This window comes from Marinomonas fungiae (assembly GCF_001418205.1).
Lineage (GTDB): Bacteria > Pseudomonadota > Gammaproteobacteria > Pseudomonadales > Marinomonadaceae > Marinomonas > Marinomonas fungiae.
In genome coordinates this window covers 1-12391 of record NZ_LIQF01000002.1, presented here as the reverse complement: position 1 = coordinate 12391, position 12391 = coordinate 1, and the positions used below count along the sequence as shown (strand labels likewise).

The 12391-nt window shown below is 44.5% G+C and carries 17 protein-coding genes and 1 pseudogene; 7 read left to right on the top strand and 11 right to left on the bottom strand.

The features are described 5' to 3' along the window. Positions 1–117: 117 nt before the first annotated feature. Together ASC49_RS02565 and ASC49_RS02560 are read left to right on the top strand one after the other, a co-directional pair. Complete coding sequence (locus ASC49_RS02565) at positions 118–984, top strand: LysR family transcriptional regulator (RefSeq protein WP_055461655.1); 867 nt, start codon at positions 118–120, stop codon at positions 982–984. Between the two features lie 118 nt (positions 985–1102). Next, on the top strand, positions 1103–1909 hold the full coding sequence (locus ASC49_RS02560) for a DUF1338 domain-containing protein (RefSeq protein ID WP_055461654.1): 807 nt from the start codon (positions 1103–1105) through the stop codon (positions 1907–1909). Positions 1910–1948: 39 nt separating this feature from the next. Here the strand turns inward: ASC49_RS02560 and ASC49_RS02555 are convergent, their stop codons facing one another. Next, positions 1949–2539, bottom strand: a complete 591-nt coding sequence (locus ASC49_RS02555) for a hypothetical protein (protein WP_141656782.1) — start codon at positions 2537–2539, stop codon at positions 1949–1951. 137 nt (positions 2540–2676) lie between these two features. Here ASC49_RS02555 and ASC49_RS02550 point away from each other — a divergent pair, with 137 nt between their 5' ends. Genes ASC49_RS02550 through secB form a run of 3 tightly spaced genes read left to right on the top strand, consistent with a single transcriptional unit; the run spans position 2677 to position 3842 of the window. Next, positions 2677–3093: a rhodanese-like domain-containing protein gene (locus tag ASC49_RS02550; RefSeq protein WP_055461652.1), complete on the top strand. Its 417-nt coding sequence runs from the start codon at positions 2677–2679 to the stop codon at positions 3091–3093. 15 nt (positions 3094–3108) lie between these two features. Then, positions 3109–3366: a glutaredoxin 3 gene (gene grxC, locus ASC49_RS02545; RefSeq protein WP_055461651.1), complete on the top strand. Its 258-nt coding sequence runs from the start codon at positions 3109–3111 to the stop codon at positions 3364–3366. 17 nt (positions 3367–3383) lie between these two features. After that, a complete protein-coding gene (secB, locus tag ASC49_RS02540; protein WP_055461650.1) occupies positions 3384–3842 on the top strand; it encodes a protein-export chaperone SecB in 459 nt (152 codons plus the stop codon). Between the two features lie 211 nt (positions 3843–4053). On the opposite strand, the gene ASC49_RS02535 is transcribed toward secB, so the two are convergent. After that, the gene (locus tag ASC49_RS02535) at positions 4054–4839 is read right to left on the bottom strand and encodes an AraC family transcriptional regulator (protein ID WP_072242028.1); all 786 of its coding nucleotides are present in this window, start codon (positions 4837–4839) and stop codon (positions 4054–4056) included. Between the two features lie 118 nt (positions 4840–4957). Here ASC49_RS02535 and ASC49_RS02530 point away from each other — a divergent pair, with 118 nt between their 5' ends. Then, positions 4958–5776 carry a sulfite exporter TauE/SafE family protein gene (locus tag ASC49_RS02530; RefSeq protein WP_055461649.1) on the top strand — a complete coding sequence of 273 codons (819 nt, stop codon included), beginning with the start codon at positions 4958–4960 and terminating at the stop codon, positions 5774–5776. A gap of 249 nt (positions 5777–6025) precedes the next feature. Here the strand turns inward: ASC49_RS02530 and ASC49_RS02525 are convergent, their stop codons facing one another. From ASC49_RS02525 to ASC49_RS02515, 3 genes are all read right to left on the bottom strand, one after another. After that, positions 6026–6535: a DUF6653 family protein gene (locus ASC49_RS02525; RefSeq protein WP_055461648.1), complete on the bottom strand. Its 510-nt coding sequence runs from the start codon at positions 6533–6535 to the stop codon at positions 6026–6028. A gap of 101 nt (positions 6536–6636) precedes the next feature. Continuing rightward, entirely contained in the window at positions 6637–7785 is a 1149-nt protein-coding gene (locus tag ASC49_RS02520; RefSeq protein ID WP_055461647.1) for an FAD-dependent monooxygenase, read from the bottom strand. A gap of 107 nt (positions 7786–7892) precedes the next feature. Further along, positions 7893–8222 carry a hypothetical protein gene (locus ASC49_RS02515; RefSeq protein ID WP_055461646.1) on the bottom strand — a complete coding sequence of 110 codons (330 nt, stop codon included), beginning with the start codon at positions 8220–8222 and terminating at the stop codon, positions 7893–7895. A gap of 315 nt (positions 8223–8537) precedes the next feature. Between ASC49_RS02515 and ASC49_RS02510 the strand changes: the two genes are divergently transcribed. Continuing rightward, positions 8538–8741: a protein-export chaperone SecB gene (locus tag ASC49_RS02510; RefSeq protein ID WP_082443678.1), complete on the top strand. Its 204-nt coding sequence runs from the start codon at positions 8538–8540 to the stop codon at positions 8739–8741. A 78-nt stretch (positions 8742–8819) separates the two neighbouring features. On the opposite strand, the gene ASC49_RS02505 is transcribed toward ASC49_RS02510, so the two are convergent. The 6 genes and pseudogenes from ASC49_RS02505 to ASC49_RS19555 all read right to left on the bottom strand — a co-directional run. Then, the gene (locus tag ASC49_RS02505) at positions 8820–9107 is read right to left on the bottom strand and encodes a type II toxin-antitoxin system RelE/ParE family toxin (protein ID WP_055461645.1); all 288 of its coding nucleotides are present in this window, start codon (positions 9105–9107) and stop codon (positions 8820–8822) included. Next, the gene (locus ASC49_RS02500) at positions 9104–9385 is read right to left on the bottom strand and encodes a type II toxin-antitoxin system Phd/YefM family antitoxin (RefSeq protein ID WP_055461644.1); all 282 of its coding nucleotides are present in this window, start codon (positions 9383–9385) and stop codon (positions 9104–9106) included. The genes ASC49_RS02505 and ASC49_RS02500 overlap by 4 nt, the downstream gene beginning before the upstream one ends. A 417-nt stretch (positions 9386–9802) precedes the next feature. Then, positions 9803–10966: a tetratricopeptide repeat protein gene (locus ASC49_RS02495; protein ID WP_162265192.1), complete on the bottom strand. Its 1164-nt coding sequence runs from the start codon at positions 10964–10966 to the stop codon at positions 9803–9805. A gap of 171 nt (positions 10967–11137) precedes the next feature. After that, positions 11138–11221: pseudogene (locus ASC49_RS20290) on the bottom strand (SEC-C metal-binding domain-containing protein); the annotation flags it as partial. An 83-nt stretch (positions 11222–11304) separates the two neighbouring features. Then, the gene (locus tag ASC49_RS02490) at positions 11305–11874 is read right to left on the bottom strand and encodes a hypothetical protein (RefSeq protein ID WP_055461642.1); all 570 of its coding nucleotides are present in this window, start codon (positions 11872–11874) and stop codon (positions 11305–11307) included. A 386-nt stretch (positions 11875–12260) separates the two neighbouring features. Next, positions 12261–12391, bottom strand: a 131-nt coding sequence (locus tag ASC49_RS19555; RefSeq protein ID WP_141656781.1) for a transposase domain-containing protein, incomplete at its 5' end; no start/stop codon positions are given.

The following is a 12391-nucleotide window of genomic DNA, read 5'->3' as shown; positions in this document are numbered from 1 at the left end:
AGTCACTCTACTCAGTCTAGCCATCGAGGAGAAATATTGATTTCCTGTCTCTGGTATAGGTTTGTCCTATGCCTAGATTATCGCTATAGTCAAATTAACTGAACCAGAGGAATCGAGATGGATATTCGCTCACTACGTTATTTTATTGCGGTGTTTGAAGAACGCAGTTTAAGTGCCGCGGCGAAGCGTTGCTTTGTCGCCCAACCATCGATTTCTGCGACGCTGGCTCAACTAGAGGGTGATTTAGGGACGCAACTGTTTGTTCGTCATTCCAAAGGCGTCACCCCTACCGACAGCGGCGCTAAGCTTTATCCTCATGCCTGTCGAATGGTGAATGATATGAACGCCATGCGCAGTTTATTCGCCGATACGCATGCGCCATTAGATGTTTCCATCTCGCTATCTCCCTTTTTATCCGGCGCGCTCGTTAGCCAAGTACTTAAGACACTGCTGGATGAGATTCCGGGGCTGACGTTTAGTCTTGTCGATGCATCTGAGAAGGCAGATCTGCGCTTTACCTGCGATAACTACATCACCGATAAAGATGTATTTTATTACCTGTGGGAGGACAACTATGTCATCGCCATGGCCAATGATCATTGGTTGTCAGAGTTTCCTTCCTTGTCGATTAAGCAGATCGATAAGCTGGCGTTTATCTCAAGAAAACCCTGTGATATTCAAGAATCTTGGGACTATTTGATGCAGAAGCAAGGCATCACCATGGACGTACGCGCGCAAGTGAAAACCGAAGAATACGCACTGGACTTAGTCGCGGCAGGTTTAGGTGTCTCGCTAATCCCTGAGCACTCGTTGCGTGGCCGCAGCGACGTCACTATTCGCCCCATTACCGACGTAGCCCTTAAGCGCGTGGTCGGTATTGCCCATACCAAAGAAAGCAACTTACCCGCGCATTTAATCAATACCATCTTGTCAGTCAAACAACGAATGAATACCAAAACCTCAGCCATTAAAAGCAATGCATGAGTTTTACGCATCAAGCAATGCTTTTTTACCCTTTGCACCAATGGCGATGTGGTCTTACATTGACTCCATGGAGTAACTAAATTTCCACCTTTTTTTTCAGAGTATTGGGAGCATTTTTATGCAAGTTGACCAGTTTTTTGCCGCACTTTGGGATTCTTACACAAGCGTCACGCCGCAAGCGCAACGCATTCAAGCACTGTTCAAACAACACGGCGAAAACGTGATCAACGATCATATTGCCTTTCGTACGTTTGCCAACTCACCCATTGCACTAGAGAAATTAGAGCCAATTCTAATTGACCTCGGCTATCAGGCTTATGGTGCATTTCGTTTTGAAAGCAAACACCTAAAAGCCCGTTGCTACAAGCATCAAAGCCAAGCGGACGCACCAAAGATTTTCTTATCTGAGCTGTTAAGCGACGAACTGCCAGCAGACTGCCAAGCCATTATCAACAAGCTCGTAGAGCAAATCCCTGACGATGTCGTACAAGGGCCGGAAATCTTTTGGTCAAAATGCCTATGGCAGCCTATTGCAGAGCAGGATTACCTAACCCTTGCACAACACAGCGAATACGCTGCGTGGCTGAGCACCATGGGCTTACAGGCAAATCACTTTACCGTGAGCATTAATCACCTGACGCAAACACCGAGCATCCAAGAAGTGAATCAACTGCTGTTGGATGAAGGCTACACTTTGAACCAAACCGGTGGACTGATCAAAGGTTCTCCAGAGCTATACCTAGAACAATCATCGACCATGGCGGATAAGATCGAATTCACCTTTGCGGAGGGAGAGACGCGCGTCATCCCGAGCTGTTTCTATGAGTTTGCCTTGCGCCACAAACAGCCCAACGGAGAGCTGTTCGACAGTTTTATCGAAGGCAACGCGGACAAGATTTTTGACTCCACCAACAGCGCTGCCTAAACAGCTCTTAAGTGTCACAACAGATCGCAAAGTGCCGCGTTATAAACGCGGCACTTTCGTTTGTAGCTCTAAGGTTAGAGAAGCTTGCGCTAACACCTTACCGCCATAATAAAACACTTGCAGTGTTCTGGGCGTGTCCGGGCTACTCGGGCTGAGATCCAGTGCTTCTTGTCCCTCAATGTACAGTTTCCCTTTCTCATTCCAGACTACATTGAGCCAAATCTCAGTACCATCCTCCCCCATCAAACGCCAGCGAGTTTGCTCCGAGCGATAAATAATTAAAGGCTCTGCCATGTATTGGTTTTTCGCATTATCCTCAACCGACAGAGCCATTAGTTGCGCGAGATCGCCAGTTTGCGGTTGCTGTTGACGCTCGATAAGCTTGGCATCTAACTTGGCCAGCTCCGCTTTTACCAAGTCGATATTGTTCTGGTTCTGTTGCGCAATCGCCGCTTGTCCAGCTTTGGCACTGCTGATCAAAGGCGCACCCTGTTGTAGCGTCGGGATAATATGCCCACGTTGCCATAGGGTTTCTAATAGATGCGCTAATTCGTACTGCTGCTGATCACGCGTACTGTCAAATTCCTGCTTAGAAGGCGCACTGCTGCAGGCAACTAAACTGGTTATCAAAAGAATGCAACAAAAGGCCTTTATACTCTGGCTAAACACCGTGATCACTCCATTTCAACTGCACTGGCTTGCTAGTATGTACCCTTTTCCCTCACCGTGTATAATGCTTTGCAGTTTTTTTATAGGCTTGAATCCACATGATGAACCAACTAATTGAATTTTCTTTAAACCATTGGGAAATGGTAGCGGTCTTCGTTTTCATTGCGGCAACCTTGATCTTCGTGGAAACACGTGGTGGTGCGCGCTCTTTGACGACGGCGGCAGCCACTAACTTGATCAACGATAAAGACGCAGTAGTCGTCGATATCCGCCCAGCTAATGAGTTTCGTACCGGTCACCTAACGGGTTCGATCAATATTCCTTCAGCAAAACTGAAAGATTCTGCGAACACCCTAGAAAAATACAAATCCTCCCCAATCATCTTAGTATGTAAAACGGGAATGACAGCGGGCTCAAGTGCAAAAGAGCTGATCAAGTCAGGTTTTGATGTCTACAAGCTACAAGGCGGCATCACTGAATGGCAAAATGCTGGCCTACCACTAGTGAAAAAATAATAGAAGGTGTCCGCAATGGCTAACGTAACAATTTATTCCAGCAACTACTGCCCATTTTGCTCACGTGCAAAGCAGCTGTTGCAATATAAGCAAGCGGACTTCAATGAGATTAATGTTGATGGCAACCACGCTTTACGCCAAGAAATGATGGAAAAAAGCGGCCGTCACACAGTGCCTCAGATCTGGATTGGAGACCGTCATGTAGGTGGTTGCGACGACCTATTTGCGCTCGAAAGTGCAGGCGAGCTTGATGCTCTGCTTGCCTCTAACTAAAACACCAAGGAACTATCATGGCTGAAGAAAACCAAGCTCAACCACAACTACAAATCCAACGTATCTTCCTAAAAGACGTGTCATTTGAATCACCACGTTCTCCGCTTGTATTCCAAGAAGAATGGAAGCCAGAAGTAGGCCTTGAGTTGAACACTAAAAGCCGTCAAGTAGGTGAAAACCTTTACGAAGTCGTGCTAGACATCACGGTTAACGTGAAAAACAACGGTGAGCCAGCTTACCTTGTACAAGTTCAGCAAGGTGGCCTATTCACCATCGCTGGCTTCGAAGAGCGTCAACTACACCACGCACTTGGTGCATTCTGCCCAGGCACACTGTTCCCATACGCACGTGAAACCATCGACTCTGTGATCACCAAAGGCAGCTTCAACCCAGTGATGCTAGCGCCGATCAACTTCGATGCACTGTACCTAGAAAACCTACAACAGCAACAAAAAGCGACTGAAACCGCTCAGTAATCGCTACTGTTTTAAGGTTTAAATGAAAAATCCGATTAAGGCGACTTAATCGGATTTTTTATGGGGTTTTGTTGGGCTGGTACGACCCGACTCAGTTCGGGAGCGATCTATCAGGCTTGGAGGCAATCAATATTAGCTACACCTCTGTGGGACCGCGCTGTACGCGGGAACCATGATTGTGCTCTTCCGTTTAACGGCTTTTCATATGCCACTAATTACTATGAGAGAAATAATGTGCTGGTGAATCTCCCATCATCTTTTTAAACATCGCGATGAAGTTGCTAGCGGTTGTATATCCCAATGAAAAAGCAACATCACCAACAGGCACATTCTGAGACAGCAGCGCCAAAGCATGATTTAACTGAACCTGAGTACGCCATTGCACGAACGTCAATCCTGTCTCCGCAGGCATTAGACGTCTTAGCGAACGTGCTGACAAAGCCCCAAATTCAGCCCATTGTTCTACAGTCTTAGGGCTTCCTGGTTCACTTAATACCGCTTCCGCTATTCGTAACAAACGTGGGTCTCTTGGCATAGGCAGGTAGAGTTTTTCAGCGTCTGCGTTACGTATTTCATCCGTCATGACATCCGCAATGCGCATATTCTCTTCGGTAAGCAGATCCTTACACCAATTCTGACTGCGAATAACCATAGACATCAAAAGCGGATTAACTCCGAGTACATAAGGTTTACTTGGTAACGCTTCGCAAAGCTTAGGCTGAAATAAAACTGAATAACCCGAAACTGAGCTGCAAAAAAGGATACTGTGCTGCGTACCCGGAGGAATCCAGCCAGCTCTATGAGGAGGCAAAACCCACGTTCCAGAAGCCGTCTTGATTTGTACAACGCCTGATTCAATACACAGCAGTTGGCCTCTTAAATGGGTATGCCACTGATATGGCTTTTGGGTTTTGTTTTCTTTATGTGCAGCCTCCGACCATTCACATGTAATCACCTCAGCACCCGCTGTACTATCACCTACTTGCCTCACTCTCATTATGAAACTCTAAACCTTGGCCATTTAGCATTATATTACGGCCATAACTGACTAACATGCCAGAACAACATCCCCCTAGAGTACAGCTATCTAATTTGTTACTTTAAGGTATCTACTAATGATCGATTTTAGTTTTGCTGTTTATTACGCTTTATTAGGAATAGGGGTGGGATTTCTTGCCGGATTAGTCGGCGTTGGGGGTGGCGGCTTGACCGTTCCAGCATTCACGATGCTTTTTACTGCGCAGGGTCTTGCGGACCATGAGGTGGTCCATATGGCACTAGGTACTTCCATGGCAGCAATGATTTTTACAACCTTCAGCAGTATGAGAACCCATTACACTAAAGGGAATGTAAATAGCGTTCTTGCAGTTAAAATGACAGTTGGCGTCATGATTGGCACGTTCATCGCAACCTCTATCGCTGCCAAGATTAATGGCGTTATTCTAGCGCTGTTTTTTAGTCTGTTTATGCTTTATATCACTTATAAAATGTTCCGTCCTAAAGGCGATAAACCGAATAAATCACCTCATTCAACAACGGGCAACATATTTATTGGCGCCTTGATAGGCTCTTTATCAACATTGGTTTCAGTCAGTGGTGCAGGAATGCTGGTCCCTTATCTAATGAAACAAAATCTTAATGTGAAACAGGCTGTTGGCACTTCTGCCGCGATTGGTTTCCCATTGGCAGCCACAGGGACGTTGGGATACCTCATTAATGGTTGGCAAAACAGTTCGTCTGAACAACTTACCTTAGGCTATATCTATCTTCCCGCTTTTGCTCTGTTTGCTGTAACCAGCTATATATCAGCGCCCTTGGGTGTAGCCTGTAGTACACGCCTTCCAGCGAAGCATTTAAAAAAGATTCTCGGAGTGCTGTGCCTTCTGCTTAGCATAAAAATGTTGACTTACGTCTTATCGAACAGTCCCCTATAGGAGCTAATTGCGAGCTCAAAGGTCTTTACTAGGCGTTCAAGGCTGTTTATCAGGCCCAAGCAAATACCAAGGCACCATGACCATCGCCCGTTCAGAAAACACCTGAATAAAATGTGCTCGGGTGCCTGCCAATCCAAATGTTCTACTAAATGGTGCACCGCATGAATATGCCGGAGCGATGTCACCTCATGATACTAACGATATTCGGCGAGCACGGCAGCCCTCAGACCTGGCTCTATCTAGCTGAAGCTAAGCTTCTTCAGTCGGATTTAAGGTGGTCTGGGTATTTCTCATATCAAGATATAGCCAGACCATACGATCAACAAACCACGCCTTAAACACCATGACCCAAAAATTACCGATCAGCAGAGCCCAGATATCTAATTCATACAGCCCGTAGATTAAGATGGGAAGCCCCATCGCCGATAGCTGCTGAAGTGTTCGACAGACATGGATATGATGTTTGGGAATGTTTTCATGTTTACGATTGAGATAAATTCGTTCGCCAAATGTCCCCATTGACGCCCAATTGTTAGTATTGTCTGGCGCTTTAAAGAAGCGCGGATTAAGCCATATCCAACACAAAGAAAGCACAACGGGAATGATCGAATAACCCCCTATCCACTCCCTAGACCAGAACGCCAAAGAGAGTAAAGGCAACACCGAGAAACGCGTATAGACGCTCCAAGGGTTGGCATGCCTTCGCCACACCTCATCATCCATTGACATGGCCCTCTCAGCGTATTTTAGAATGTCCATCTCTGCTCCTAATCGTATGACACCTAAAGATTAAGCAACTTGCTTTGATGTTTACTAGGCCTTTAATCCTAATGAACTAGGGGCATAATAAGTCGACCATCTTAAGCGCCTACTTCAAAATGGTAGAGCCAATCTGATTGGCTTTTCGCCATCCTCGGTGAAAGCTTACTTAACAGCTGGTTTCGTGCGCTACATAAAAGCGGAGAACGCCAGTTAGCAACCTGCCCAATTTTCCATGAAGCGTTCGACACTCTATTTACCCTAGACTGTCTAGCCTTTTGGAACGTAGAAAACGCTATGCTTGGGTCACTATAGCGCACCAGTTTTTCAGCTATTTGATAGGAATCTTCAATGGCCAACGCCCCACCCTGACCTAGATTGGGCGTTATCGCATGAGCCGCATCCCCTAGAAGCAGCACACGTTTTGAAAACCAGTGTTTCAAAGGCTCAATGTCATACAGACTTCCCTCAATTATTAAATCTTGAGGCGTGCTTTCAATGATGTCGCTGACACAGTTTATGTAAGAAGAGAATACTTTTCGCAAGCTTTCAGCGGCGCTAGCTAGCTCAAAACCGTGGCTAAGTTTCGTCGTGACTGTCGCGTACCAATACACTTGATCCGGACCAATAGGGACAAAGCCAAAACGTGTACCGCTTCCCCAAAGCTCAGTTAGCTGAGCATTCCACCTATCAGGCAGCTGAATATTTGCCACGCCTCTCCAACAGACCTGCTGAGCGTTGCGCAGTGTCGCATCAGGCATCACAAACTGCCTTACTTTTGACCTTAAACCATCGGCACCTATCATAAACTCCGCTGTACACTGTTGCTCATTTGCAAAAGAAACCTGCACACCATCATTCGCACTCTCGACACCACTGAACTGATAGCCTAAATGAATACGCTCTTTGCTAACCTTGCGCAGCAATATCTCTTGCAGCTTCCCTCTGTGGACAGCCACGGTTTTGAACGGCATCCGATTATTGTCATAAGAGGATGGGGTAGTTGAAATGGGCTCCCCTCGAAAGTTGGAAACCTGAAGAGCGTTTAATTCCTTGCCACAAGACTTCACCTCATCAGCCAAACCATAATGAGCCAAAACAGCCATTGCATTGGGTGGTACAAGAATTCCAGCGCCAATCGCTTTTAACTCGGTCGATGCTTCATAAACATCCACATCAATCCCTTTTAATTTGAGAGCTACCGCGGTTGAAAGCCCAGCAATCCCCGCACCGATAATGATTCCATTCATCCTATTACCTTCTTTTAAGAGCATATAGCGCCCAGCATTGACGAAGCGAAGTCAGCGCATTTGGATTTCGAGCATAGCTTAGATTTCGAACGCAACCTAACGGACAGTTAGAACACGTACCAAATAGCCCCAAATATGGTTGGCGGCATAAGCAAAAGCACCACCAACACGCCCAAACATCCACCTTGACCACTATCTGACTTGTCGTGTTTACGTTCAGGATTCTTATTGAGCCACTGCTTATGACAGACCTGACAATATAGCTTGCTAAACCCTCTGCGCCACGCCTCCGTGGTGCGAGCTGAGTACTGCTCCGTCTTATTGCAACGAGCACAAATAAAGTAATTGGTGGGCGGACGTTTATTACCTTTTAGAAAAAAGAAAAGCCAAACAACGACTACAACGCCCAAAAAAAAGTAAAGCTCATTACCCTGCATCTAAATGACTCCTGTCTTGATTTGTCCTAGAGCTGCACTCTGCGGCAAATTTAAAGCGATGTAAAGGTTCGTAATCTCTCAGGTTATGATCGAAGGGATATTTGTTTTTGATATTCACTCGGCTCAAACCAGCTTCAAACAGCCACAGCTAGTGGAGTACGGAAGCGTACAACACTAAAGTAATTTTAGATGGGGGCGACGCCTAAATCAGGTCTGTCTTAGGTCTTGAGCTTATCCGGACACCCACACCAACAATTGCCTGCTTGACGGTGAGCCAGCTTACCGAGTTCAAGTCAGCAAGGTGGCCTATTCACCATCGCTGGCTTCGAAGAGCGTCAACTACACCACGCACTTGGTGCATTCTGCCCAGGCACACTGTTCCCATACGCACGTGAAACCATCGACTCTGTGATCACCAAAGGCAGCTTCAACCCAGTGATGCTAGCGCCGATCAACTTCGATGCACTGTACCTAGAAAACCTACAACAGCAACAAAAAGCGACTGAAACCGCTCAGTAATCGCTACTGTTTTAAGGTTTAAATGAAAAATCCGATTAAGGCGACTTAATCGGATTTTTTTATGGGGAAAACCGAGCTTTAAACATCATCTTGCGACAATATTTGACGACAATTACGCACGGTTAGCACACGAATTTCATGGCTTAAGCTATAGATAATACGGTAGTGACCAAAGATGATTTCACGGTAGTTCATATGGGGCATTTCAGGAACCAATCGCCCCATTTCAGGCATACTTCCAAGCAACTCCGTTTTATCAAAAACCTCGTTGACCCACTTTTCCGCTGCTAATGGGTTATCCAAAGAAATAAACTCAGCAACATCACTGAGCTTTTCAAGAGCTAACGGAGACCAAACTACCTTCACTTCTTAATACGCCCCAGAACCTGTGCACGTGCATCATCATTAGAAACACCAAGACCTGAAGCTAACTGAGCTTCCGCCGTGCGCATTTCTTCTAGCAACTCAATCTTCTCTTGCATTGCTTCGTACTCAGCAACATCCAGCACCACAGCAACGCCTTTACCATGCTGCGTAATGACCAATGGACGGCGAGTCTCATTGATTTGTTTGATGTAAGAAGCAACACCTGCACGAAATTCAGACAACGGCTGAATATCTTGATCAAAACGAATACGATTCATAAAGAACCTCAACAGTACAAAATAACGTACAAATAATAGTCCAATTGAAATTTCCGAGCAAGGGACTGCTCCTGTGCTATAACGCCTCAAACACCACACTCTAGTAATTTTTATCTGACCCTAATTGCCTGAAACTGGTCAGAATTTTGTGTGCCTAACATTTGGAAAATCGAGTGAAATGTAGAAATTTAGAGCTTGAATGACCATGAACAAGCCAGTTCTGGTTAGAGCTGGCTTATTTTTTGGCTTAGTGAAAAAAGAATGCTCAGCAACTTTTTAAAGTGGATGTCTTGTTTAACATGAGATGGGTGAAAGGAAACGTACACTCCAGCCCAATCTGTGCCCTTTCGGGGTGAACGATGCCTTCGAAGAGATAAATATTCATAAAATCATCTAACGCTCAAAACAGCGGAGCGTTTACGCGTCCGACTGCTTTTTCTTGTTAGATTCTGACACTAAATCGTCAGCCATCATGTTAATATTCACACCTAGCCCAGCAATATTTGGCTGTAAAATTAGGTACCTAGTTGTTAAACTAAAAAGTTTCTTTAATGTACTTATTAAATTACTTTTTTCTTCGAGTTCACCAGTTTTATATAACACTGATATTTCTGAAACTAACTTTGACTTATGTTTCTCGAAAATCGGAGCTAAGGGAGAGATATCATTCAAGTAAACCAAAGATTTCTCGATCATGTCTTTTTGTTTAAACGCTATACCAATAGCAGCATAGGTGAAAATATAATCCAGCCGTTCTGATTCAGATAATTCAGAAAGATTATCTTCTACTTCCTTAATGGTACTGATTGCCCCCTCATCATTTAAATCAAGCTTGGCTTGAGACATGAAGACCTTTACTATTTCTGTTTTCTGGATTTCTAACGACTTTCTGTATTGCTCTATAGCCTCTTCAAACTTCTTAATGTGAAATAGAGACTTCCCAATTTCAAAATGTATATCGGCTATGCCTGAATCTGTCCAGGAGTGATTTTCTAAAAGAGATTCAAACTCTTGAATTGACTGCACCTTTAACTTGGCAGAATGCTGTAGATCGGCTAATAAACTTATTGCCCGCGCATGCTGCATGTGTCCATATGAGTTATCACTTCTCCAATCTTTCAATTCATAATCATTTAGAGCTTGTTCAATTAACTTCTCAGATTCTGACTCGTCTCCTATACAAAGATACTTTATAGCTTTGGCTACAGTATATTGAAGTTTTTCCGAAGGCTTTTCGATTAGAGAAACAAGCCTGTCTAGGATATCTATATTTCTTTTAAACGTAAGTTCCTCAGAGCAAAAATGAAGATACAATTGGATAATTTCAGTATCACTCTCTTCATCTAAGGGTAGTAACTTTTTCACTTCCCTTTTCCCTACTTTTTCAGACCAATGATCACCAAGCGAAGCTATGATCTGAAAGTACGTGATTTTTCTTTGCCAGCGCACATCAGAAATATTACCTCTTAATCTTTCTAAGTCATGTTCAAATGATTGATAGTCATTTAAGCCTCGATAACAATCGAGTAAGAATTCAGTCAATTCGGCTAGAGCCTTAATATCAATATCTAAAAGCCACATTACACCGTCATTCTTACTGTTAATGTAAGGTGCAGTATTTGTCTTATGTAGAATTGTATAATTGGTAATTCCGTGCCTAACGTGTTTGAGTGCAGTTCGATAGTCTTTCCTAACTATCAAATCTCTAGCGGAGTCGATCATTTTCCCACAAGCAACATCGTTGTCACCGAAACAACAACGTTTGAATTTCAATCCTGACCCACACAAACATTGAGAATTTAATGCTGGTTTATGTCTAACACGCCTCACTGGCATAGTTCTCCGTTGAATCTAACGTTTGGTTAAAGGGCGGGCTTTAGCCCGTCCCAGTGAGCTAAGCGAACGGTTTGAACCAATTGTTATATGGCGCTGGCATGGAAGCGACTATGCAGACGACATATTTCATCGACAATTGGCTGTGCCTCAAATTTGTGGCCGAGTATTTCGAATACTGCTGTGTCAACGTAGAAAGCTCTAAACAGGTGTACTGGCACGCCTTGGCTATTGATGGTGCCACCCACGTATGCCGGTATAACATGGCCAACAATTGGCTTGCTATTTAGGTATGTATCGAGATTCTCATCGAAGTGCTCTAATTTATTCCTTAGGTTTCTGTCACGTAGAGGGCTTTCATCGGAAAGCTCTAAGAGTCGCTTTAACTCTAACCCTCGATTAGCGTGTAAATTCTCTTTACCTGCTTTAGATGGCCAGGCATACCTAGATATAGCTGCTGCGTGTACGAATATATTTTGTAAATGGTTTAAAACTGCGTCTTGTTGCTCGCCACCAATTTCGTAATTTCCATCTGCCTCGTTGGTCATGGAGGCAAAGTCAGCGAGAAAATCGATGGAGAGCATGGCAGCTTCGCAATGAAATCTGATGCATTGCATATAAAACGCTATTGCTGGTGGCCAAATTCCTGCTGGCATAAAGGGTTTCCTCAATCTCTCTGTAACATATAACGCCCGCTTAAGCGGACGGTAATAGTTGGCTAAAATTGTGAGGAACGAACGATAGCCAACTGTTGACGTTCCGTTTAAAGCGCTTGTTATACGTTACTTAAATGGGATATCACCATATGCCCATATTAATGTACCTAATATACCCATTACTAGTAAGCGTCTGGGCATCCACACCTTGAGTCTATTTTTTGACCTAAAACAGCTTTCTGATACTCAAGTGATGCAATCCAACACTGATATCTTTATGGTATGTCTAAGGTAGAGAGCTATGGATAGTTTAAGCTCCCAAGGACGGGAGCTCTACCTTTCTTCAGGAAGATCCTGAGCCGCATGGAGGCGGCGAGAGTGATTTGTCAGTGTGTCAGTTTGATGTTCCATGGTAATAAGTCATCAAGATCCACTCCCTTTTCCCGCTTCGGCAGTTCTTCAAACAGCTTCACAAGATAATCATAGGCAATCAAGCCATTGGCTTTGGCGGTTTCGA